This is a genomic window from Comamonas badia DSM 17552, from assembly GCF_000484635.1.
GTDB classification, from domain to species: Bacteria; Pseudomonadota; Gammaproteobacteria; order Burkholderiales; family Burkholderiaceae_C; genus Comamonas_C; species Comamonas_C badia.
The window spans coordinates 19,043-42,853 of sequence record NZ_AXVM01000005.1 but is presented as its reverse complement, the minus strand read 5'-3'; the positions used below and the strand labels follow the sequence as shown (position 1 = coordinate 42,853).

The 23,811-nt window shown below is 67.8% G+C and carries 20 protein-coding genes; all 20 read right to left on the bottom strand.

Going from position 1 to position 23,811, the window contains the following annotated elements; all coding sequences use genetic code 11:
* Positions 1-19 precede the first annotated feature (19 nt).
* The 20 genes from K320_RS0111425 to K320_RS0111330 all read right to left on the bottom strand — a co-directional run bounded on the left by K320_RS0111425 (position 20) and on the right by K320_RS0111330 (position 23,777).
* Positions 20-1,579 (bottom strand): acyl-CoA synthetase, encoded by a 1,560-nt coding sequence (locus tag K320_RS0111425; RefSeq protein WP_024538971.1) that lies wholly within the window; start codon positions 1,577-1,579, stop codon positions 20-22.
* An 84-nt stretch (positions 1,580-1,663) separates the two neighbouring features.
* Positions 1,664-3,253, bottom strand: coding sequence for a class I adenylate-forming enzyme family protein (locus tag K320_RS0111420; protein WP_024538970.1), 1,590 nt, complete (start codon positions 3,251-3,253; stop codon positions 1,664-1,666).
* A 29-nt stretch (positions 3,254-3,282) separates the two neighbouring features.
* Complete coding sequence (locus K320_RS0111415) at positions 3,283-4,086, bottom strand: SDR family oxidoreductase (RefSeq protein WP_024538969.1); 804 nt, start codon at positions 4,084-4,086, stop codon at positions 3,283-3,285.
* A complete protein-coding gene (locus K320_RS0111410) occupies positions 4,083-5,960 on the bottom strand; it encodes an acyclic terpene utilization AtuA family protein (RefSeq protein ID WP_024538968.1) in 1,878 nt (625 codons plus the stop codon). The genes K320_RS0111415 and K320_RS0111410 overlap by 4 nt, the downstream gene beginning before the upstream one ends.
* Positions 5,957-6,721 (bottom strand): enoyl-CoA hydratase/isomerase family protein, encoded by a 765-nt coding sequence (locus tag K320_RS0111405; protein ID WP_024538967.1) that lies wholly within the window; start codon positions 6,719-6,721, stop codon positions 5,957-5,959. Before K320_RS0111405 ends, K320_RS0111410 begins: the two co-directional genes overlap by 4 nt.
* 153 nt (positions 6,722-6,874) lie before the next feature.
* Positions 6,875-8,035: an acyl-CoA dehydrogenase family protein gene (locus K320_RS0111400; protein ID WP_024538966.1), complete on the bottom strand. Its 1,161-nt coding sequence runs from the start codon at positions 8,033-8,035 to the stop codon at positions 6,875-6,877.
* Positions 8,032-10,119 carry an acetyl/propionyl/methylcrotonyl-CoA carboxylase subunit alpha gene (locus K320_RS0111395; protein ID WP_024538965.1) on the bottom strand — a complete coding sequence of 696 codons (2,088 nt, stop codon included), beginning with the start codon at positions 10,117-10,119 and terminating at the stop codon, positions 8,032-8,034. Before K320_RS0111395 ends, K320_RS0111400 begins: the two co-directional genes overlap by 4 nt.
* 321 nt (positions 10,120-10,440) lie before the next feature.
* Entirely contained in the window at positions 10,441-11,619 is a 1,179-nt protein-coding gene (locus K320_RS0111390; protein ID WP_024538964.1) for an acyl-CoA dehydrogenase family protein, read from the bottom strand.
* Positions 11,620-11,772: 153 nt separating this feature from the next.
* Positions 11,773-13,416 (bottom strand): acyl-CoA carboxylase subunit beta, encoded by a 1,644-nt coding sequence (locus tag K320_RS0111385; protein ID WP_024538963.1) that lies wholly within the window; start codon positions 13,414-13,416, stop codon positions 11,773-11,775.
* A 4-nt stretch (positions 13,417-13,420) separates the two neighbouring features.
* Complete coding sequence (locus K320_RS0111380) at positions 13,421-14,095, bottom strand: glutathione S-transferase family protein (protein WP_024538962.1); 675 nt, start codon at positions 14,093-14,095, stop codon at positions 13,421-13,423.
* Positions 14,092-14,775 (bottom strand): TetR/AcrR family transcriptional regulator, encoded by a 684-nt coding sequence (locus tag K320_RS0111375; protein ID WP_024538961.1) that lies wholly within the window; start codon positions 14,773-14,775, stop codon positions 14,092-14,094. Before K320_RS0111375 ends, K320_RS0111380 begins: the two co-directional genes overlap by 4 nt.
* A 55-nt stretch (positions 14,776-14,830) precedes the next feature.
* Positions 14,831-15,118: a Fic family protein gene (locus K320_RS0111370; protein ID WP_024538960.1), complete on the bottom strand. Its 288-nt coding sequence runs from the start codon at positions 15,116-15,118 to the stop codon at positions 14,831-14,833.
* Between the two features lie 3 nt (positions 15,119-15,121).
* Complete coding sequence (locus tag K320_RS0111365) at positions 15,122-16,021, bottom strand: pirin family protein (RefSeq protein WP_029696069.1); 900 nt, start codon at positions 16,019-16,021, stop codon at positions 15,122-15,124.
* 13 nt (positions 16,022-16,034) lie between these two features.
* Positions 16,035-16,919 (bottom strand): pirin family protein, encoded by an 885-nt coding sequence (locus tag K320_RS0111360; RefSeq protein WP_024538958.1) that lies wholly within the window; start codon positions 16,917-16,919, stop codon positions 16,035-16,037.
* 133 nt (positions 16,920-17,052) lie between these two features.
* Positions 17,053-17,844: an enoyl-CoA hydratase gene (locus K320_RS0111355; RefSeq protein WP_024538957.1), complete on the bottom strand. Its 792-nt coding sequence runs from the start codon at positions 17,842-17,844 to the stop codon at positions 17,053-17,055.
* A 4-nt stretch (positions 17,845-17,848) separates the two neighbouring features.
* Complete coding sequence (locus tag K320_RS0111350; RefSeq protein ID WP_024538956.1) at positions 17,849-18,682, bottom strand: acyl-CoA thioesterase; 834 nt, start codon at positions 18,680-18,682, stop codon at positions 17,849-17,851.
* Positions 18,679-19,575, bottom strand: coding sequence for an alpha/beta hydrolase family protein (locus tag K320_RS0111345; RefSeq protein ID WP_024538955.1), 897 nt, complete (start codon positions 19,573-19,575; stop codon positions 18,679-18,681). The genes K320_RS0111350 and K320_RS0111345 overlap by 4 nt, the downstream gene beginning before the upstream one ends.
* A 10-nt stretch (positions 19,576-19,585) precedes the next feature.
* A complete protein-coding gene (locus tag K320_RS0111340; RefSeq protein ID WP_024538954.1) occupies positions 19,586-20,788 on the bottom strand; it encodes an acetyl-CoA C-acyltransferase in 1,203 nt (400 codons plus the stop codon).
* Entirely contained in the window at positions 20,785-21,147 is a 363-nt protein-coding gene (locus K320_RS0111335; protein ID WP_245593877.1) for an endonuclease domain-containing protein, read from the bottom strand. Before K320_RS0111335 ends, K320_RS0111340 begins: the two co-directional genes overlap by 4 nt.
* 209 nt (positions 21,148-21,356) lie before the next feature.
* A complete protein-coding gene (locus K320_RS0111330) occupies positions 21,357-23,777 on the bottom strand; it encodes a 3-hydroxyacyl-CoA dehydrogenase/enoyl-CoA hydratase family protein (RefSeq protein WP_024538952.1) in 2,421 nt (806 codons plus the stop codon).
* Between the last annotated feature and the right edge of the window lie 34 nt (positions 23,778-23,811).

Genomic DNA, 23,811 nt, shown 5'->3' with positions numbered 1-23,811 from the left:
GATGCCTGCTACAGGGTCGTCAGCGCTGCACCGCCGCGCCATCCGCGCTCCAGAACTTGCGCAGCTCGCGCTTGAGCACCTTGCCCGTGGCGGTGCGCGGCAGGGCGTCGACGAAACGGATCACGCGCGGGCACTTGAAGCCGGCGAGCCGCTCGCGCGCCCAGGCAATGAGTTCGTCGGCGCCCAGCTGCGCGCCGGGCTTGAGGGCCACCACGGCGGTCACCGCTTCGCCCCACTTGGCATCGGGCGTGCCCAGCACGGCGACCTCGGCGATTTCGGGGCGCTGATAGAGCACCTGCTCGATCTCGGCCGGGTACACGTTCTCGCCGCCGCTGATGACCATGTCCTTCTTGCGATCGACGATGTAATAAAAGCCCTCGGCGTCCACGCGCGCCAGGTCGCCGCTGTGGAACCACCCGTCCTCGTCCAGCGCCTCGCGCGTGGCCTCGGGCTTTTGCCAGTAGCCGACGAACACGTTGGGGCCGCGGATCAGCAGCTCGCCGGTCTCGCCCACCGCCAGATCCACACGCTGCTCGCTGACGATGCGGTATTCGACGTGGGCGATGGGCTTGCCGACCGAGCCGGCATGCGCCACCACCTCGTCCGCGCCCAGTGCGGAAGCCACCGGCGCGGTCTCGGTCAGCCCGAAGCCTTCGGTGAACACCAGGCCGTGGCCGCGCAGCTTCTCGATGAGCACCAGCGGGCAGGGCGCGCCGCCGGAGATGGCGCAGCGCAGCGACGCAAAATCGCGCCCTTCCAGGCCCTTCGCCGCAATCGCACCCCACATGGCCGGCACGCAGAAGGCCAGCGTCGGCCGGTATTTTTCCACCGCCGCGAGCCAGCCGGCCGGGTCGAAGGACTCCAGGATGACGGAGCTGCCGCCCAGATAGATCAGCGGCAGCGTGTAGATGCCGAAGGCACCGATGTGAAACAGCGGCGCGCTGACCAGCGAGACATCTCTGGGCGTGAGCCCCTCGGTCATCGCGAAGTGGGTGAAGGCGTTCCACAGATGGTTGCCATGCGTGAGCATCGCGCCCTTGGGGAAGCCCGTGGTGCCCGAGGTGTACATGAGCGAGGCGACCTCATTCTGAAGAACGCGCACCGGTGCGTGCTCTGCCGCACCGCCCTGGGCGATCCACGCCTCGTAATCCGCGCCCTCGCCCGCGGCGCGTTTGGCGGCCGAGGGGATTTCGATCACATGGCGCACCAGGCTGCCGTCGGCCGCCTTGCGCGCGGTCTCCAGCGTCTGCGTGGACGCAAACAGCACGCAGGGCGTGGCGTCGTCGAGGATGTAGCGCACCTCGGCCGCGGTCAGCCGGAAGTTGATGGGCACGAAGACCGCGCCCAGTTTGGCGGTGGCGATCGCCACCTCGAGGAAATGCGGGCTGTTGAGCGCCAGCAGCGCCACGCGGTCGCCCTTGCGCACCCCCTGCGCGCGCAGCGCGTGCGCGAGCGCGTTGGTGCGCTGCTCCACCTCGCCGAAGGTGTAGCGGCGGTCGGTGTTGGCGTCGATGAAAGCCAGTTTTTGCGGGTTGCGCTGCGCGTGCAGCGTGGTCCAGCTGCCAATGCCTTGGTCCATGGTGAGTCCCCCCATCAATGCTGCTTCAAAATCCGTATGACATCTATCGGCCGAAGCACCGTGTCGACGCCGGCCACCCCGCTATCACGCTCCGTCCTGCCCCCAGGCCTCTTGCGCCACCGCCTCGAACTGCTTGCGCAGCATATGCTTTTGCACCTTGCCCGTCGAGGTTGCAGGCAAGGCATCGATGAAGCGCACGAGCTTGGGCACCTCAAAGCCGCCCAGCTGGGCGCGGCAATGCGCGAGCAGCGCCTCTTCATCCAAGTCGGCGCCGGGCTTCTTCACCACGAAGGCGCAGACCGCCTCGATCCAGCGCGGATGCGGCAGGCCGATGACGCCCACACCGGCCACCGCCGGGTGCGCGAGGATCACCGCCTCGACCTTGACGCTGGCGACGTTCTCGCCGCCGGTCTTGATCATGTCCTTCTTGCGGTCGAGGAACATCATCTGCCCCTGCGGGCCCCACATGCCCAGGTCGCCCGTGTGGTGCCAGCCAAAGCGCTGCGCGGCCGTCGTTGCCTCGGGGTCCTTGAAGTAGCCGAGCATGGCGTTGGCTCCGCGGTGCACGATCTCGCCCGGCTGGCCTTCGCCCAGCAGATTCCCGTCGTCGTCCATCACTGCCGTTTCGTTGTGCGGCAGCGAGGTGCCCCAGTAGTTGGCGTCCAGATCCGGCCAGTCGCCGGGGCGGAAGGTCATGGTGCCGGGGTACATCTCGGTCTGGCCCGTGGCGAGCATCACCTCGGGCGTCATGCGCCCGGCGATCTGGGCGATGAGCGGCTTGGGAATGGGCGCCATGGCGTACATCGCCAGGCGCACCGATGGCGCACGGAACGTCGGCTCCATCAGCAGCGCGCCGTACATCATCGGCAGGCCGGTGAAGATGGTGTAGTTCTCGCGCAGGATGGAGGCACGCACCTCGTCGGGCACGAAGCCGCGCAGCAGCACCACCGTGGCGCCGGCCGCATGGGCGGTGGCCACCAGGCAATGCTGGGCGCAGTGGAACAGCGGCAGCACGCCCGAGAACACATCCTGCTGCGTGATCTGCATGCCCACCATGTTGCCCATGAGCGCGGCCGCCACCGAGGCGTGCGAGTGCACCACGCCCTTGGGCCTGCCGGTGGTGCCACTGGTGTACATGATGAGCGCGGGCTGGTCGCTGCCGATCACGGCGTCGGGCAGCGCCGCGCTGCGGCCCGCCCAGGCCTGCGCAAACGCGATAGCGCCATGGGGCGCGGCGCCCGCCGCCATGCTCAGGATAAGCGGCACCGCCAGCTCGCGCAGCACGGCGGCGAGTTCGGGCATGGCCATGAAGGCCTCGTCCACCACCACGGCCGACACCTCGGCGTGGCGCAGGACGTAGGCGATGGTGTCGGCATCGAGCCGCACATTCACCGGCACCCAGACGTTGCCGGATTTGTGGATGCCGTTGTAGGCCACCACCATGTCGGCCGAGTTCAGGCACAGCATGCCGACCTGGCAGCCGCTGCCTATGGTGTCGAGCAGGTAGTGTGCAAAGCGCGAGCTGCGCGCATCGAGCTCGGCATAGCTCAGGCGCAGGTCGCCATCGACCACGGCGGTGCGCCCGGGGAATTTCAGCGCGCTGCGGTGCACGAAGTCGCCCAGCGCCACGCGGCGGATGCGGCGCAGGGCGTCGGTGGTGGGAATCTCGATCATGGGTGGGTCTCCTGTTTACGTCGTGAAGTTCAACGAGTTGCCATGCCCTGCCCGATGGCAGCGGTGATCATGGGCGTGAGCATGTTCTGGGCGCCGCCGTCGCAGGCAATCACGGTGCCCGAGAGGTAGGCCGCGGCATCCGAGCCAAGAAACATCGCCAGGTGGGCGATGTCCCGCGGCGTGCCCATGCGCCCCAGCGGCACCATGGCGCGCACCAGCGCATCGCCTTCAGGGCCTTGCGGGGCCAGGCGCTTCATGCCTTCGGTGCCGGCAATCGGCCCGGGCGAGATGGCGTTCACCCGCACCCCGGCCGCGCCCCACTCCAGCGCCAGCACGCGCGCAAACTGGTCTATGCCGGCCTTGGCCGCGCCCACATGCGCCTGCCAGGGCATGGGCACGACCGCCTGCGGCGCGCTGATGAAGAGCACGCTCGCGCCGGGCTTGCGAAGATGCTCAAACGCATGGCGCGCGACGTGAAAGCTGCCCACCAGATCGATGTCCACCACCACCTTGAAGGCGTTGGACGACATGCTGTTCACATCCGCAAGGAAGTTGCCCGCCGCGCCCGAAACCAGTACGTCGATGGGGCCGTGCTTGTCATGGGCCGCCGCCAGCGCGGCGCGCACGCTGGCCTCGTCGCGCACATCGGCCACGGTGCCAAAGCCGCGCGCACCCAGCGTGGCCACGGCGGCGTCCACATTCGCCTGCTTGCGGCTGACGACCGTCACATCGGCACCCGCAGCGGCAAAGGCCTGAGCGATACCGAGGTTGATGCCGGTGGTGCCGCCAAAGACCACGGCGTGGCGGCCGGAGAAATCGAATTGAACATTCATGCTTTCAACCCCCATGCGCTTGGCACCTGGATCGGCATGGTCAGCAGCATCTGCCCCATGCCCTTGCCCAGCGCGTCGTTGTTGAGCGACGCCATGCCGCCGCCGCCCAGCGCCTGTTCACAGACGAAGTTGAAGGCGTGGATGCCGGGCACCTCATGGCGTGTGACCTGGCCCTGGATGGCGTGGGCCAGGTAGGCCTTCACCGCCTCGGGCGTGAGCTGGGCGCGCAGCAGGGGCAGCCACTCGGGCTTGCGCGCGATCACACCGATGTTGGAGGTGTCGCCCTTGTCGCCCGAGCGGGCCCAGGCGAGGCGGATGAGAGGCACTTGTACTGTCTGCTCTTCATTATTGATAGCTGTTTGCGCAGGGTGGTCAAGCGCTACAGGCCGATTTGAATGCAAGCCCTCACCCCTGCCCTCTCCCAGAGGGAGAGGGGGAGATACCGGGGATGCATTTGCTCCCTCTCCCTCTGGGAGAGGGCGGGGGTGAGGGCCGACGGCGACCAGAACACCCTCCAGCACGACCACAGGCGCCACGCTCGCCTTGTCCAGCAAAAACGCGTATTGCCGTATCAGCGGCGACACCCCAGACCGCCCACCCGCGCCGGTGGTGCCCGGAGCGAACGAGGTGCCCGCAGGCGCGATCTCGCGCGCCAGCAGCTCCAGCGCCTTCCTGTCGGCATGGCGCGCGGTGAGCCGCAGCACCGCTTCGCGCGTGTGCTGCACGGCTAGGTTGGCCAGCGCCCCCCAGCCGGACTCGGCCCCCAGCACCTCGATGTGCGTGGCGCTGAACGGCGCCATGCCCTGCGCGGCAAGCAAACCGCCCACACGCTCCAGAATCGCCTCGCCGGTGCGCCGCGCCTTGGCCACGGCGTCGATACCGACGATGGTCAATTGCGCCGAGGTCTTGAAACCATCGATGTACGTCGCGCAGACCTTGTAGCTGCCCGTCGGCGCCACGCCGCGCGCGCCTGCCACCCGCACACGATCGGCGCCCGTCTGCACCATGGTCACCTGCGTGAAATCGCAGACCACATCGGGCAGCAGATAGGCTTTCGGGTCGTGGATTTCATACAGCATCTGCTCGGCCACCACCTGCGGCGCGACCAGCCCGCCGGTGCCCGCGGGCTTGGTGGCGGTGAAGCTGCCATCCGCCGCGCATTCGACGATGGGGTAGCCGATATGCGCCCAGTCGGGCACCGCCTCCCAATCCGTATGCAGCCCGCCCGTGCCCTGGCAGCCGCATTCGATGATGTGGCCGGCCAGGCTGCCTCCCGCCAGGCGGTCGTAGTCATCAGCCTGCCAGCCGAACTCGTGCATCAGGATGCCCAGCGTCACCGCCGAATCCACGCAGCGGCCGGTGATGACGATCTGCGCGCCCGCATCCAGCGCCGCCTGGATGGGCAGCGCGCCCAGGTAGGCGTTGGCGGTGACGATCTTGGCGGGCAGTGGCGCGCCGCTCTGCAACTCGGCCACCGGCGGCTGGCGATCGCGCAGGGCGGGCAATTGCGGCATCACGTCGTCACCCGTGACGACAGCAATCTTCACCGCCACGCCCAGCTCGGCGGCCAGCGCGCGCAGCGCATCGGCGCAGCCCTCGGGGTTCACGCCGCCGGCGTTGCTCACCACGCGAATGCCCTGGGCCACCACGTCCTTGAGCACGGCGCGCATCGCCACCGTGACGAAGTCGGTCGCATAGCCCAGCTCGGGCTTTTTCATGCGCGCGCCGGCCAGGATGGACATGGTGAGCTCGGCGAGGTAATCGAACGCCAGGTAGTCCACCTGGCCGCTCGCCACCAGCTGCGGCGCGCCCACGCTGGAATCGCCCCAGAAGCCGGAGGCGCCGCCGATGCGGATGATTTTTGTGTCCGTCATTTGCCACTCCAGTTCGGTGCCCGCTTTTCACGGAAGGCGGCCTGCCCCTCGGCCGCGTCTTCGGTCAGCGCAAAAAGGCCAATCTGGCTTTCGGTAAAGGCCATGGACTGCGCGAACGGCAGGCCGTCCAGGTGCTTCATCAGATACAGCCCGCGGCGGATGGCGGCGGGGGATTTATCCAGGATGCGCGCAAGGAGCTTGCCCACTGCGGCGTCCAGATCCTCGGCCACCTCGTTGATCAGGCCAATGGCCAGCGCCTGCTGCGCGTCCATCGGTTCGCCGGTGATACACAAATCTGCCAGCGCGCGCCGGCCGACCAAGCCCTGCAGCACGGTGAGCACCTGCGCGGGGAATACGCCCACCTTCACCTCCGGCAGGCCAAAGCGCGCGTGCGGCGCGGCCACCGCCAGGTCGCACATCGCAAGCAGCCCCATGCCGCCCGCCATGCAGGCACCGTTCACGCGTGCAATCAAGGGCAGATGCGTGGCATGCGCCGCGCGCAGCAGGTTGGCAAAGCCCTGCTGCGGTTCGGAATAGTCAAACTTGAACGACTTGCCCGTGGCCAGATCGGCCCCGGCACAGAAGGCCTTCTCACCCGCGCCGGTGAGCACGATGGCGCGCAGGCTGCGGTCGGCATTGGCCTGCTGCAATTGCCGCGTGAGGCCTTCGACCACCGCCGCGCTCATCGCATTGCGCCGCTCTTCGCGGGCAATGGTGAGCCAGAGGACACCGTCTTTGCGTTGAACCAGCAGTTCCGTCATGCGTATATTCCTCGATTCAGAATTCGACTCCTTCCCTCTCTGGGGGAAGGCAGGATGGGGGCGGCTCGCAGAAGCACGGTGGCTGGCTGGCTGGCCCCTACCCCGGTGCTGGCGGCGAGACGCCGCCGCTCTTCGGGGGAGGGAGTGAAAAAGTCAAAACCCCCACTGGCGCGCCGCCAGCTCCTTCATGATTTCCTCGGTGCCGCCGCCTATGGTGATCACCTTGACCTCGCGGTAGATGCGCTCGCACACCGTGCCGCGCATATAGCCCATGCCGCCCAGAATCTGCACGCCCGCATCGGCGCAGAACTGCATCGTCTGCGTGGCCTGATTTTTAAGGGTGCAAACCTCGGCCACCCAGTCGGGGCTGGTGTCGCCCGCATCGGCGCGCGCGGCCACGGCATCCAGCCAGGCGGCGGTGGCGCAGATGCGCTGGCGCATGTCCACCAGCTTGTGGCGGATCACCTGGTGCGCCACCAGCGGCTGGCCGAAGGTGCTGCGCTGGCGCGCCCAGGAGAGCGCTTCATCCAGACACGCCTCGGCAAAGCCGACGGCGCCTGCCGCCAGGCCAAGCCGCTCGCCGTTGAAGTTGCCCATGATGCCCTTGAAGCCCGCGCCCTCTGCCCCCAGCAGGTAGCGCGCGGGCACGCGCACGCCGTCAAAGCGCAGGTGGGCGGTGTCCGAAGACAGCCAGCCCATCTTGTCCAGCCGCGTGCGCGAAAGGCCGGGGGTATCGCCCGGCACCACGATCAGGCTGATGCCGCCCGCGCCCTTGCTGGCCGCATCGGTGCGCACCGCCAGCGTGAACCAGTCGGCGCGCATGCCGGAGGTGATGAAGATTTTTTCGCCGTCTATGACGTAGTCGCCGCCGTCGCGCCGCGCAGTGGTTTTGAGTTGCGCGACGTCCGAACCGCCGCCGGGTTCGGTGATGCCCAGCGCGGCAATTTTCTCGCCCGCCAGCACCGGCGGCACCACCTCGCGCTGCACCTCGGGCGCACCCAGCGCCACCACCAGCGGCAACGCGATGTTGTGTGAAAACAGGCTGGCCTGCACCCCGCCCGAGGCGCCATGACGGCACAGCGCGCGCCAGGCCGGCATGCGCAGCGCGTAGGGCGCGGGCGTGCCACCGAGCGCCTCGGGGTAGCCCAGGCCGAGCAGGCCCAGATCGGCCGCGCGGCGGTAGAGCTGGCGCGGGAATTCACCCGCCTGGTCCCACTCGGTGGCGTGCGGCGCGATCTCGCTGCGGGCAAAGCGGGCGACGGTATCGGCGAGCTGGGTCGTCGCCTCGCGCAGTTCTTCGGGGGTGAAGCTCATGCGGCCTCCTTTTGCTGCTGCTCTGGCTTGGCAAAGCGCAGCAATATCTGGCCCGGCGTGACCTGCTGGCCGACCTCCACCAGCACCTCGGCCACCGTGACGGCGGCGCGCGGCGCGAGGCTGTGCTCCAGCTTCATCGATTCGACCACCAGCGCCGCCTCGCCCTGGGCCAGCGCCTGGCCCGGCTGCACCGCGATGCGTACCACGCGGCCATTGAACGGCGCTTTCAATTCCGTAGCTGCCAGCGCACCACCGGCGCCCGCTTGCGGCAGATAGGTGACGTCTTCAAACCACCAATCCACGCCGCCCGATTGCGCATGCCAGCGCTGGCCGCCCTCGCCGCCCACGCCACCGGGCACGGCCACGGCGCGCACGCGCTCGGCCAGGCCGTCTTCGGTGCAGCGCAGGCTGCCATCGGCGAGCGGCTGCACGGCGATGGTGCGCCATGGTGGCGGGGCGTCCCCCTGCTGCTGCTGTGGGAGCGGCTTCAGCCGCGAAGGCGCTTCTTCGCGGCTGAAACCGCTCCTACCAGAGAGGTCGGGCAGCGGGCTACCCACCTCCTGCACCTGCCAGCCACCAGCCACGGCACGCACGGCCAGCGTTTGCGCCTTGTCCCGGTGCACCAATCGGCGCGGCGCAGCGTAGGCGCAGGCCAGGCCTTGGTTCAAAGGCAAAACCGCCGCCAGCGCATGATGGACATGCGCAAGCAGCTCTCTTTCAAGGAGCGTTGCGCGCAGTGCGTCGCCATGCATATCAAGGAAGGAAATCAGCGCCTGCCCCGCACCAAAGCGCGCATCGCGCAGGCATTCGACCAGGAAGGCGCGGTTGGTGGGCAGGCCCAGCACCTCGGTCTGCGCCAATGCCCCGGCCAGCGCGGCGATCGCCTCGGCACGCGTGGGGGCGTGGACGATGAGCTTGCCCAGCATCGCGTCGTAGAACGGCGTGACCTCGGCGCCGGAAGCGATCGCATGGTCAAAGCGCAGCGCAGAACGCGCGAAGTGACTCGCGCCCGGCGGCTCGGCAAAGTGCAGGATGCGCCCGGCGTGCGAGGTGTAGTTCTCGTCCTCGGCGCACAGGCGGACCTCGATCGCATGGCCGCTCAGTGGCACCTGATCCTGCGTGAGCGGCAGCGCCTCGCCCCGCGCCACGCGGATCTGCCATTCGACCAGATCCAGCCCGGTGATCGCCTCGGTCACCGGGTGCTCCACCTGCAGACGGGTGTTCATCTCCATCAGGTAGAAGGCGTCGCCCTCCAGCAGAAACTCCACCGTGCCCGCGCCCACGTAGCCCGCGCCCTGGGCCAGCGCCACGGCGCACTCGCCCATGCTGGCGCGCAGTTCGGCAGAGACCGCCGGGGACGGTGCCTCTTCAATGATTTTCTGGTGGCGCCGCTGCACGGAACAATCGCGCTCGCCCAGATGGATGCAATGCCCCAGCGCATCGGCAAACACCTGCACCTCGACATGGCGCGGCTGCATCACGGCGCGCTCGATCAGGAGCTGGCCGTTGCCAAACCCGGCCAGTGCCTCGGAGCTGGCGCTCTGCATCGCCGCGTGCAGATCGCCCGCCTGCATCACGAGGCGCATGCCGCGCCCGCCGCCACCCGCGACGGCCTTGACCATCACCGGGTAGCCGATCTTGTCGGCCTCTTGGGCAAAGCGCTCCGGCGACTGGTCTTCGCCCGCATAGCCGGGCAGCACCGGCACGGCCTGCGCCACCGCCAGCCGCTTGGCCGCGCCCTTGTCGCCCAGCGCGCGGATGGCGGCGGGCGGCGGGCCTATCCACACCAGTCCTGCATCAATGACGGCCTGGGCAAAGCTCGCGTCTTCGCTCAAGAAGCCGTAGCCCGGATGGATCGCATCCGCGCCCGTGGCCTTGGCCGCGGCCAGCAGCTTGTCTACGCGCAGATAGCTTTCAGCCGAGGTGTTGCCGCCGAGCGCATAAGCCTGCGTGGCCTCGCGCACATGGGGCGCGTGGGCATCGGCATCGGAATGCACGGCGACGGTGTCTATGCCCATGCGCTGCGCCGTGGCGATGACGCGGCGGGCGATCTCGCCACGGTTGGCTATCAGGATCTTCTTCATGCGCAGCACCTCCGCGGCTCGATCGCCCGCACGCACGCTGCGCGTACCCGGGCAATTTGCTTCGCCATGCCTGCGGCATGAACGCCGCGGTTGGCAATCAGTATCTTGTTCATGCGTTCCCCTGAATTTCTCCCTCCCCTTTCGGGGCTGAGAGCTGAGGCTCACGCTTCGCCTGCGCGAAGCGGGACAGATCGAAGAGCGGCGGCGTCTCGCCGCCAGCACCGGGGTTGGGGTGGGGGCTGGCGACGTCTCTAACTCCAGCGCCGCTCGCCCCCATCCCTGCCTTCCCCCGAAAGGGGAAGGAGAAAATGCCAAAGCCTGTCATGCCGCGCTCCGCTTGGCCATGCCCATGGTCTTGGCGATGATGCCCATCATCACCTCGTCCGCGCCACCGCCGATCGAGCCCAGCCGCCCATCGCGGTACAGGCGCGAGACGCGGTTGTCCCAGGTAAAGCCCATGCCGCCCCAGAACTGCAGACAGGTGTCGGCCACCTCGCGCGTGAGGCGCCCGGCCTTCAACTTGGCCATGCTGGCCCACTGCAGCACATCGTCGCCCGCCACATAGCGCTCACAGGCCGTCCAGGTGAGGGCACGCAGCGCCTCCACTTCGGTCTGCAGTTCCACCAGCTTGAACTGCACCCACTGCTGATCCAGCAGCGTGCTGCCAAACATCTTGCGCTGGCGCGTGTATTCGATGGTCTCGCGGATCGCCACGTCCAGCCCGGTGATCGCATTGGCCGCCGCCCACAAACGTTCTTCCTGAAACTGCTGCATCTGGTAGATGAAGCCCTGCCCCTCGGCGCCGATCAAATTGCGCTGCGGCACGCGCACCTCGTCAAAGTAGATCAGGCCGGTGTCGCTGGCGTGCATGCCGATCTTCTTGATCTTCTGCGCGACGCTGATCCCGGGCGTCAGCTTGCCATTGGGTCCATCGCGCATGGGCACGATGATCAGGCTCTTGTTCTTGTGGATGGCACCCTCGCCGGTGTTCACCAGCATGCACATCCAATCGGCCTGCAGGCTGTTGGTGATCCACATCTTCTGCCCGGTGATCACGTAGTCATCCCCATCCTTGCGCGCATGGCTTTTGATGCCCGCCACGTCGCTGCCCGCGCCCGGCTCGGAGACGCCGATGCAGCCCACCATGTCCCCTGCAATCGCCGGGGCAAGGTAATCGCGCTTGAGTTCATCGCCGCCAAAGCGCGCCAGCGCCGGGGTGCACATGTCGGTCTGCACGCCGACGGCCATGGGGATCGCACCGCAGTTCACCAGCCCCATGGTCTCGGCCATCAGCATGCTGTAGGAATAGTCCAGCCCCATGCCGCCGTATTCCACCGGCTTGGTCAGGCCCAGCAGGCCCAGGTCGCCCAGGCCTTTGAAAACCTGGTGCGCGGGGAAGATTTCGGCGGCTTCCCATGTGTCCACATGCGGGTTGATCTTCTCGGCAATGAAGCGCTTGAGCGTGTCGCGGATTTGTTCGTGTTCGGGGGTGAGTTGCATGGGTGTCTCCTGATGATGGTGTTACCCCCTCCCCCTCTGGGGGGAGGGTGGGGTGGGAGCTGGTGCGGCACGTGGATCGCCCTGCAACGCAAGCCCCCATCCCGGCCTTCCCCCAGAGGGGGAAGGAGAAAATCGGCAACGCGTATTGGAAGTTCACATCCGCGCCACCCCAAACTGCATGGGCCGCACCGGCCGCGCCGCGCCTTCGGCGATGGTGTCCAGGCAAAAGCCCAGCACGGCGCGGGTGTCGCGCGGGTCGATCACGCCGTCGTCCAGCAGGCCGCCGCTGGTGTAAAAGGCGTCCTGCTGGCGCTCGAACATCTGCACGATGGCATCGAACTGCTGTTGCATGCGCGCGGGGTCGGGCTCCACGCCTTTGCGGCGAATGGCGGCCTCGGTGACGATGCGCATGGTGCCGGCGGCCTGCTCGCCGCCCATCACGGCGGTGACGGCGCTCGGCCAGGTGAAGAGAAAACGCGGCGCGTAGCCGCGCCCGCACATGCCGTAGTTGCCGGCGCCAAAACTCGCGCCGCACTGGATGGTGAGCTGCGGCACGGTGGCGTTGGTTACCGCCTGAATCATCTTGCTGCCGTGCTTGATGATGCCGCCCTGCTCCACGTCCTTGCCCACCATGTAGCCGGTGGTGTTCTGCAGGTAGATGAGCGGGTGGCCGAGCTGGCACATCCACTGGATGAAGTGCGTGGCCTTGTTGGCACCGGCGATGTCGATGGGCCCGTTGTTGGTGATGATGCCGATGGCGTGGCCGTGGATGGCTGCCTGCAGGCAGACGGTGGCGCTGCCGTAGCCGCTCTTGAATTCCAGCAGCGCGCCGCCATCGGCGATGCGCGCCGCCACTTCGCGCATGTCCACCGGCTCGCGGTGGTGGGCGGGCATCAGGGCGAGCAGTTCATCCTGCGGCCAGGGCGGCTCCGCATATCCTGTATTGATAGCTGTTTGCGCTTGACTGGCTTGCGCTGCAGGCTTATTTGACCATTGCAATTGCGCCACCACCTCGCGCGCCAGGCCCAGCGCCTCGCGGTCGTCACGCGCCAGGTATTCGCCCAGGCCGGAGACGGTGGTGTGCATCAGCGCGCCGCCCAGTTCTTCTTCGGTCGCCACCTCGCCAGTGGCGGCCTTGAGCAGCGGCGGCCCGGCCAGAAAGGCGCGCGAGCGGCCTTCGACCATGATGACGACATCCGACAGGCCGGGCATGTAGGCGCCGCCCGCCGTGCCCGAGCCGTGCTGCACGGTGATGACCGGAATGCCCGCGGCCGACAGCCGCGCCAGGTTGCGGAACAGCGAACCGCCCTCGACGAAGGTGTTGACCTTGTAATCCGCCAGATTGGCGCCCGCGCTCTCCACCAGGTGGATGAAGGGCAGGCGCTCGGCCAGCGCGATCTCCTGCACGCGCAGCACCTTGTACAGGCCCATGGGCACCAGCGCGCCGGCGTCTATGCCCGAATCGCTCGCCACCACCATGCAGCGCGTGCCGGAGACAAAACCGATGCCGGCGATCACGCTGCCGCCGGGGATGGACTTTTCGGCATCCTCGGTATCGCGCAGATAGCCCGCCAGCGTGGCCAGCGGCAGCCAGGGGCTGCCTGCGTCCAGCAGCAGCGCCACGCGCTCGCGCGGCAGCAGCTGGCCGCGTTTGGCAAAGCGTGGCCCGGCCTGGGCGGAGACGGCGGCGGCGCGTTCTTCCAGCGCGCGCAGTTGATCGATGCGCGCAAGCATCCGCGCCTGCCGCGCCTGGGCAGTGCTGCTGGCGGCATTCCAGCCAGAGTCGAATGGCTTCATCGCATCAACCTTCCTTGATCGGCATGCCCATGGGGCCCAGCCTGAGTCCGGCGGCCTCTGCCGCCTTCCACTGCGCCGCGCGGGCGCGTACCAGTCCATCCTGCTGCTGCAGCCGCGCCCAGTAGGCGGCCACGTGGGGCGTGAACTGCGCGTTCAACCCCAATTCATTGGCCAGCAGCAGCGCATAGCCCACGGAGACATCCGCCGCCGTGAAGCGCCCGGCGCAGAGCCATTCCCGATCAGCCATCACTGTCTCGATCGCGCGCAGGCGCGCCAGAAACCACTGCGCGTAGTCCTGCGCCACCTGCGGCTGGCGGCGTTCGGGCGGCTCGAAGCGCGCATAGCGCAGCACCAGGGTCTGCGGAAAGGTGAGCGTCGCCTCGCCGAAATGCAGCCAGTTCAGAAAGGCGCCGTAGTCCGGCTCCTCCACGCCCACGGCCAGCGGCGAGGGGCCATGGCGCGTGGCCAGGTACTGGCAGATGGCGGCGGATTCCGTCATGCGCACGCCGCCATCGAGCATCAAGGGGATGGTGCCCAGCGGGTTCTTCTCCTTGTAGCCGGACGCGAACGCGCGCGGCGGGAAGGGCAGCACATGCAGCCGGTAGGGCAGGCGCATTTCCTCCAGCACCCAGAGGGGGCGCAGCGAGCGCGCGTCGATGCAGTGATAAAGCTCGATCATGGTGAATGGGAAGGAATGGAAGCGGCTGCGCCGCCGAAAAAGAGGGCGAGTGCGTCTTCGGTGAGTTGATCGAGCGTGCGCGTGCCGCGCCGGTCGAACCACTTCACCGCCCAGTTGAGCGCACCGAAGATGAACAGCCGCGCGATGGCAGGCTCGGCATGCAGCGCCCCTTGCCGCGCCAGCGCGTCGAGCGCGGGCATCCAGGCGGCTTCGTACGCGTCCTTGATCTGGGAGACGCCTTTTCTCTGCGCCGCCGTGAGCGAGCGCCACTCGTACAGCATCACCGGGATGAAACCGCTGCGCGGGCCAAGCAGGATCTCGAAATGGTGGCGCACCAGCGCGCGCATCTGCGTGCGCGCATCCATGCCCGCCACCGCCTGCAGCGCCCGCTGCTGGCTGGCGCTGGCCATTTCCATGCCCTCGCGCATCACGGCGTAGAGCAGCGCGCTCTTGCTCTTGAAATAGTAGAACGGCGAGCCGCTGTGCATGCCCATCGCGGCGGCGATGTCGCGCGTGGTGGTGGCGGCGTAGCCCTGGGTGAGAAACAGCCGCGCCGCCTGCTCCATGAGCTCGTGGCGGCGGCCGCTGTCATCCGCGTCCTGCGTGCTCTTGCGCGGGCGCCCGCGCGGGCGAGGCGCCGGTGCGTCGGCAGCGGGAACAAGAGCTGGGGAACGTGCCATCCGCGCAGGATAGCAAAGCTGTTTTATTTAATCAAGCGCTTGCTTGGTAAAAATATCAGGTGCGGGCTGCGGTGTGCTCGCGCAGCCAGCGGGCGAAGGCGTCTTCGTCAATGGCGCCGGCGGCGACGGAGAGCATGGTGATCACGCACGCAGCATCATCCGCCACCAGTTCGTACCCGTTCAGACGCAAGAACAGCTCGGTCGCCACGAATGCCGTGCGCTCGTTGCCGTCAATGAAAGGGGGGGTGCGCGCAATACCCCAGCCGTAGGCGGCGGCCAGTGCGGCCGCATCCGGCGCTCCGTAAGTATCCAGATCCTGCGGGCGCGCCAATGCAGATCTCACGCCTCACGCCGCCCGCAACCGCACTCCCGCCAGGCTGGGCGCTGCCAGCGGCCCGGCGCTGCTGCCGGCACGCACCGGCGGCGCCAGGCGCCCGGCGTTCCATTCGTCCAGTGCGGCCTCGATTTCAGCCTGCGTGCGGCCGACGAAGTTCCACCAGATGATCAAGCCTTCACCCATCGGCTCGCCACCCAGCAGCAGAAATTGCGCTTCGGCATCGCAGGCAACCGCCAGTTCGGTACGCCCGGGCGCAAAGTACAGCCACTCGCCCGGCGCCAAGGCTTCGCCCGCCATCCGCGCCGTGCCGCGCAGCACCATCGCCGCGTATTCGAAATCGGCACGCAACGGCACGCTGGCACTGGCGGCCCGCGGTGCGGTGAAATCGATGCCGACCAGCGGCGTGTGCACCTGCGCGGGCGCCTGCAGGCCAAAGGCGCTGCCCGCGAGCACCGTCGCATGAAAGCCGCCCAGCGCCGTCTGCGGCAGATCGGGGTAATGGGCAAACGCCGGTTCGCGCCGCGCCTCGCTTCGGGGCAGCGCAATCCACAGCTGCGCCGCGTGCGCGGTCGCGCCGTCGTGCAACGAATCCTCGGTGTGCGCAATGCCACGCCCGGCGGTCATGAGGTTGACCTCCCCGGGACGGATCACCTGCTCGTTGCCCAGCGAATCGCGGTGAACGACTTCGCCTTCGATCATCCAGGTGAAGGTCTGCAGGCCGATGTGCGGATGCGCGCCGACGTGCATGCCCTTGCCCGGCGCGAAATGCACCGGGCCCAGATGGTCCAGGAAGCACCACGCACCCACCGTGCGCCGCGCGCGGTGCGGCAAGGCACGGGTGATGCGCGTGTCTTCGCCCAGAATGGCCGGGCGGGACTGGTAGCGCTGCGGGACGGTGAGGGCAGTCATCGTGTCGCCTCCTTCAATGCAGGCGGCCAAAGCGCCCGCTGTTGAAATCATCGACCGCCTGCACCAGCTCCTCGCGCGTGTTCATCACGAAGGGGCCGTAGGCCGCGACCGGTTCGTTGATCGGCTCGCCGGAGAGCACCAGCACCTTGGAGGCTTCAGCCGCCTGCAGCGTCAGGCCCTCGCCCGCCGTGGAAAGCGTGGCCATCTGCGCCGCACCCACCGTTTCGCTGCCGTTGATGCGCACGCTGCCCGCCAGCACCACGACAAGCGTGGTCCAGCCCTCGGGCTGGGGCAACTCCATGGTCTGGCCTGCGCCAATCCGCACATCCAGCACGTTCATGGAAGTGAAGGTGCGCGCCGGGCCGCGCACCTCAGCCACACCGCCGGCGATCACGCGCACGCGGCCACCGGGCAGCACGGCCACCGGAATCTGCGCGTCGGTGATGCCCTGGTAATGCGCGGGTGTTTCCTTGTCCCTGGCCGGCAGGTTGACCCAGAGCTGCACCATCTCGAACGGCCCGCCCTTGGTGGCGTAGTCGCGTGAATGGAACTCCTCGTGCACGATGCCGCCGCCGGCCGTCATCCACTGCACATCGCCCTGGCGGATCACGCCGCCGGCGCCGGTGGAATCGCGGTGCTCGACCTCGCCTTCATAGACGATGGTCACCGTTTCAAACCCCTTGTGCGGGTGGCTGCCCACGCCGCGGCGCTGGCTGGTGGGGGTGAATTCCGTCGGCGCGGCGTAATCCAGGATCAGGAAGGGGCTGCGCTCGGCCACGCCGGCGCCGCTGTAGCCGAACATGCCATGCACCGGAAAGCCGTCGCCCACCCAATGGCGCGGCGGCGCGGCGTGGGTGGAAAGCACGGTCTTGCGAACGAGAGTGGCGGCTTCGGTCATGGCAGATTTCCTCATGCAATGCGCCCGCGGAGTTTGGACGCGATGCCCTCATGATAGGAACTGTCTGCCGAGATACAAGACCGGCAAAACGGTTTCATCGTCCTGCCCACAGGACGATAAAGCACCCTGCGCCTTACATTCCCGAAAAGTCAGGCTTGCGCTTCTCCAGAAAGGCGCCAAAAGCCTCGCGCGCCGCGGGTTCGCGCATCAATCGGCCAAATTCCCTGGATTCGTCCAGCATCACCTGCAGCACCTGTTCGGTCTGCGCGCCCTTCATCAGGCGCTTGGTGGCCATCAGCGACGACAGCGGCTTGGCGGCCAGCTTCCTGGCCTGCTGCTGCGCCAGCGCATTGCACTCGGTGGGCGGCACCACGCGGTTGACCAGCCCCACTTCCAGCGCCGCCTCGGCCATGAAGGGCTCGCCCAGCATCAGCGCCTCGGCCGCGCGGTGCATGCCGAACATTTTTGGCAGCAGCAGGCTGGAGGCCGCCTCCGGGCACAGCCCCAGGTTGACGAAGGGCAGCGCGAAGGCGGCGTTGTCGCCCGCGTAGACCAGATCGCAGTGCAGCAGCAGCGTGGTGCCCACGCCCACGGCCGGGCCGCAGACGGCGGCCACGAGCGGCTTGGGAAAGCCGGCAATCGCCTTGAGGAAGCGCCAGACCGGGCGCTCGGTCATCTCGGCGGGCTGCGTCTGCTGGCCCTGGCGCAGAAAGTCGCCGATGTCGTTGCCGGCGCTGAACACCGTCGCGTCGCCCTGGATGACAACGCAGCGCACGGCCGCATCCTGCGCCGCCGCTTCCAGCACGTCGGCCATGGCGCCGTACATCACTTCGGTGAAGGAGTTCTTCTTCTCCACCCGGTTGAAGGTGATGGTGGTCACGCCGGCATCGGCGTGCACCAGGATGTCCTGCGTGGCGGTGGTCATGGTGTCATTCCTTGTAGTAAACGATCTGCTGCGTGGTGACGAGCATCTCGCCCGCCTCGTTCCACAGCTGCGCGGTCTGGTCGAAAAAGCCGTTGCGAAACTCCTGCGCGCGCGCCTGCGCCAGCAGGTAGCCGCCGCCGGTGTGCGCCAGCAGCTCGGCACCGGCGTGAAAGTACACCGTCATCGAGACGGTGCCGATGGGCACGCGCGTGGCGCGCCTGCGCCAGATGCGCGGAAAGAACACGTCGCTGATGCCGGCCAGAGCGGCAAAGTCCAGCGCGCGTGCGGGCGTATCGCGCACCCAGAGCCGGGTGAGGCTGTCGTGCTCGGCGCCATCCCACTGCGCGGGCAGCGGCCCTGCGATGGGGCGCATCTCGTAGCGGCGCACCCACTGCACGGGAAACAGGCCGTCGATCGCCGGGTAATCGGCAGGTTTTTGCACGGTGGGCATCGGCGTTTCCGTGCTGCTCCAGGTGCCGCGGCGCACGGCGGTGATCACGGTGGCCGTCGTCGCCACCTGCTCCACGCCCTCGGCATCGGCCTGCGAGAGCGTTACCCACCAGTGCTGGGTGGAGCGGTTGGTGCGCACCGCCTGCGCACGTACGGTGAACGCGCCCTCGGTGACGGCACCGGCGTAGTTCACGGTGAGCGAGAGCGGATCGCCCAGGCGGCCCCGGTGCTGCAGCACGCCCTGCAGCAGCGTCGCCGCCGTCACGCCGCCATAGGGCCCGACCATGTTCCAGTAAGGCTCGGTGGTGCGGCCGGTGAAGACGCCAGGCGCAGTGGGCTGCAGCAGCAGCGCATCGTCCAGCGGGTGGATGTGGGTATGTGATGTCATGGCGCCGCAGTGTGCCCGCAATTGCTCTGCAGCGGCGTCATGGTGGCGACTTGCGCGAGCCGATTCAGCGCCGTGGCCGCGCGCGGCCAGAGCGTGGTTTCAAAACGCGGCTTGAAGAACCCCAGATGGCCGATGCGCTGGCCCGCCGCATCCTGCGCCGTGAGCGTCTGTATCTGCTGGCTGCTTGCGGGGTACATCGCCAGCAGATCGCGGTTGGCCTGCTCGCTCATCATCTCGTCGTCGTGCATGCGCAGCAGGTGGATGGGAAAGCGCACGCGCGCATAAGCATCGCGCGCGTTCTCGGCGCCCATGCCGTACCGCGGGTTCAGGCACCAGCGGCGCCACTGCCAGGCGATGCTCGCGGGCAGGTCGCCCACCATGCCCAGCCGCGCGCCGGGGAAGTAGCCGCAGAGCGCCGTGGCCACGGGCATCACGGCATACCAGAACGGCAGGATGCTTTTGCGCAACTGCGGCGCATTCACGCGCCAATAGCCGCTGCCTGCCGCCACGGCCAGCATGCCGTCCACGCGCTCGGGGTGCGTGAACAGTCCCGGTAGCTGCGCGCCCAGGCTGTGGCCGACGAGCAGCAGGGGTTTCCTCGGCATCAAGGCTTTGGCGTGGGCGATCACCGCCTCGTAGTCGGCCACCCAGTCCTGCAGCGTGGGGTGCACGGCGCGCAGGCTGCCCGCAAGCGACGCACCCTGGCCGCGCCAGTCGAAGGTCCAGGCGTGAAAGCCCTGGCGCGCGAGCCAGGCGGCAAAGTCCTGGTAGTAGCGCTGGTGCACGCCGACGGCGTTGCCGATGACCACCTGCGCGCGCGCCGCGCCCGGGCTCTCATGGCTCTGGACGGCGATGGGCGCGCCGCTGTCGCTGAGGGTGATTTGCTGCTGCATGCGATGAAGATCAAACGCGCTCGAAAATCCCCGCCGCACCCTGCCCCATGCCGACGCACATCGTGACCATGCCGTACTTCAGGTTCTCGCGCTGCAGCGCATGCACCACGGTGGCCGAGCGGATCGCGCCCGTGGCGCCCAGCGGGTGGCCGAGCGCGATCGCGCCGCCCATGGGGTTGACCACGTCGGTGTTCAGCCCGAGCGTGCGGATGACGGCGAGCGACTGCGCGGCAAAGGCCTCATTGAGCTCGATCCAGCCCATGTCCTCGTGCTTCAGGCCCGCGAGCTTGAGCGCCGCCGGAATCGCCTCGATCGGCCCCACGCCCATGATCTCGGGGCGCACGCCGCGGCTGGCAAAGCTCACGAAGCGCGCCAGGGGTTTGAGATTGAAGCGCTTCACGGCCGCTTCGCTGGCCAGGATCAAGGCGCCCGCGCCGTCGCTGGTCTGGCTGCTGTTGCCCGCCGTCACCGTGCCGCGCGCGGCGAACACCGTGCGCAGCTTGGCCAGGCCTTCCATGGTGGTGTCGGGGCGCGGGCCTTCGTCCAGGTTCACCGTGCGTGTGGCGCTCGTGGGCTCGCCCGTCGCCAGGTCCAGCCCGCGCGCCACCACCTCGATCGGCGTGATCTCGTTGGCAAAGCGCCCGGCCTGCTGCGCCGCCACCGCGCGGCGGTTGGATTCCACCGCAAAGGCATCCTGCGCCTCGCGCGTCACCTTCCACTGCTGCGCCACCTTCTCGGCCGTCAGGCCCATGCCGTAGGCAATGCCCACGTCCTCATCGCCGTTGGCAAAAATGTTGGGCGAAAGGCTGGGGCTGTTGCCCATCATGGGCACCATGCTCATGCTCTCCACGCCCGCGGCGATCATCACCTCGGCCTCGCCCACGCGGATGCGGTCGGCCGCCATCTGCACCGCCGACAGGCCTGAAGCGCAGAAGCGGTTGACGGTGATGCCGCCCACGCTCTTGGGCAGGCCCGCGAGCACGGCGGCAATACGCGCCACGTTCAGGCCCTGCTGCGCCTCGGGGATGGCGCAGCCGGAGATCACGTCTTCCACCGCCGCCGGGTCGAGGCTGGGCACCTGGGCCAGCGCCGCGCGGAGGATGGTGGCCAGCAGGTCGTCGGGCCGCGTATTGCGGAAAAAGCCCTTGTGTGATTTGCCGATCGGCGTGCGCGTGGCGGCGACGATGTAGGCGTCCTGGATTTGCTTGGTCATGGTCTGACTCCTTGTGACTTCAACTCCTTCCCCTCTCTGGGGGAAGGTGGGGATGGGGGCTGGCGCTGCAGATCCGCCAGCCGCTCGGCAATAGCCTGCAACACGCCTTCCAATTCCAGCAACGGCGTATTGGACGGAAAGCGCAGCACGTCAAAGCCTTGGAAACGAAAAAACGCATCACGGCGTGCGTCGTACCCAGCCTGTTCCTGATGCTGCGAGCCATTGAGCTCGACGATCAACCTGGGCTCCAGGCAGGCAAAGTCCGCGATGTAGGAGCCCAGCGGATGCCGGCGCCGAAATTTCACGCCGAGCTGCTCGCCGCGCAGGCCGCTCCAGAGCTTGCGCTCCGAGTCGGTCATGGCGCTGCGCAATGCCTGGGCATTGGCGTAAGCACGCGGTGTGGCCTGGTTTCGCATCGTTCTACAAAAAATGGCGGCTCGCAGTATTGGCTCCCTCCCCTCCCGGGGGAGGGCTGGGGTGGGGGCCAGCGTGGCAAGCCGCCTGGCCTGTTTGGCGCCGTGCGCCCCCATCCCAACCTTCCCCCGGAGGGGGAAGGAGCAAAGACGCATCAATTCCTCACCGGCTTGCCGGTATTGAGCATGCCCAGAATCCGCTCCTGCGTCTTCGGATGCTGGATCAGCGCGCAGAAGGCCTTGCGCTCCAGGCTCATCAGGTATTCCTCGTTCACCAGCGTGCCCGCGTCCACGTCGCCGCCGCAGACCACCTCGGCGATCAGGGTGGCGATGTGCTGGTCGTGGTCGCTGATGAAACCCCCGCCGCGCATGTTGACGAGCGAGCCGCGGATGGTGGCGATGCCGCTCCTGCCCGCCACCGCAAAATTGCGCTTGAGCGGCGCCCGCCAGCCGCCGCGCGCCATGGAGCGCGCCTCGTTGATGGCGACGAACAGCAGCTCGTCCTTGTGCGGCACGATGAGGTCCGAATCGAGCAGGTAGCCAAGCGCACGCGACTCGATCGCGCTGGTGCCCACCTTGGCCATGGCGGCAGCGGTAAAGCCTTCGGTGAGGAAGGGCAGCAAATCCTTGCCGGTGCTGCTGGCGGCGTTCTCGGCCGCACGGCGTGCGATGTAGGTCAGGCCCCCGGCACCCGGCACCAGGCCCACGCCCACTTCGACGAGGCCAATGTAGCTCTCCATGTGCGCCACGCGCCGCGCGCTGTGCACCGCGAGCTCACAGCCCCCGCCCAGCGCCATGCCATGAATGGCCGAAATCACCGGCACCTGCGCATAGCGGATGCGCAGCATCAGGCCCTGCAGTTCCTGCTGCAGGCCGTCGATGGCATCGATGCCCGCAGCGATGAAGGCCGGCATCGCGGCCTGCAGGTCGGCGCCCACGCTGAAGGGCGCGTCGCCCGACCAGATCACCATGCCGGCGTATTCGCGCTCGGCCAATTGCAGCGCCTCGCCCAGTTCCTCGATCACCGCCGGGCTGATCGCGTGCATCTTGCTTTTGATCGAGGCGATCAGCACCCGGTCTTCATCGGCGCAGTTCTGGTCCAGCGTCCAGACGCGCACGCCGTCGCCCTCGCTGATCGTGGTGCCCGCCACGCGCCAATCGGGCAGGTTGTCCTCGCCCAGCAGTTTTTCAGGGAAATACTGCCTTGCGTAGACGGGCAGCGCGCGACGCGCTACGAATTTGCCAGCAGACGGGCTCCACGAACCCTGCGCGGTGTGCACGCCACCGGCATCCGCCACCGGGCCCTTGAAGACCCAGTCGGGCAGCGGCGTCTTGCACAGCGCCTTGCCGGCGTCTATGTCTTCCTGCACCATTCTGGCCACTTCGGCCCAGCCGGCTTCCTGCCAGAGCTCGAACGGCCCCTGCTTCATGCCAAAGCCCCAGCGCATCGCCTGATCCACGTCGCGCGCGGTCTCGGCGATGTCGGCCAGATGCACGGCGGCGTAGTGAAAGCCGTTGCGCAGAATCGCCCAGAGGAACTGGCCCTCGGCACCCGTCGCCTCGCGCAGCAGCTTCAAACGCTCGGCTGCCGGGCGCTTGAGCATGCGGGCATACACGTCGTCGGCCTTGGCGCCGGCAGCGACGTATTCACCGCTTTCCAGATCAAAGCGCAGGATGTCGCGCCCCACCTTCTTGAAGAAGCCCGCCTTGGTCTTCTGGCCCAGATTTCCCAGCTCAATCAGCTTGGCCAGCACCGCGGGCGTCTTGAAGCTGTCGTAGAACGGGTCGGTCGCGAGGCTCAGGTTGTCCTGCATGGTCTTGATGACGTGCGCAAGCGTGTCCAGGCCCACCACGTCGGCGGTGCGGAAAGTGCCGCTCGATGCACGGCCGAGCTTCTTGCCCGTGAGGTCGTCCACCACGTCGAACGTCAGGCCGTATTTTTCAACTTCCTGCAGGGTCGAGAGGATGCCCGCGATGCCGATGCGGTTGGCGACGAAGTTGGGCGTGTCCTTGGCGCGCACCACACCCTTGCCCAGGCCGCTGGTGACAAAGGCTTCGAGGTGGTCGAGTACCTGCGGCTCGGTCGTCGGCGTCTTGATCAGCTCCACCAGCGGCATGTAGCGCGGCGGGTTGAAGAAGTGGATGCCGCAAAAGCGCGGGCGCAGCTGCTCGGGCAAGGCTTCCGAGAGCTTGGTGATCGACAGGCCCGAGGTGTTGGACGCCAGCAGCGCGTGATCCGCCACATGCGGCGCGATCTTGTGGTAGAGGTCCTGCTTCCAGTCCATGCGCTCGGCGATCGCCTCGATCACCAGATCGCAGTCGGCAAGCAGCGCCATGTGCTCCTCGTAGTTCGCGGGCTGGATCAGGTCTGCGTCAACGGCCACGCCGATCGGCGAGGGCTTGAGCTTCTTCAGGTTGGCGATGGCACCCAGCGCAATGCCGCTCTTGGGCCCCTCTTTGGCGGGCAGGTCAAACAGGATGACCGGCACCTTCACATTGACGAGGTGGGCGGCAATCTGCGCACCCATCACGCCCGCGCCGAGCACGGCGACTTTTTTCACGTTGAATCGGGTCATGGCACTTCCAAATTCGGTTTTCAGGCTCCTTCCC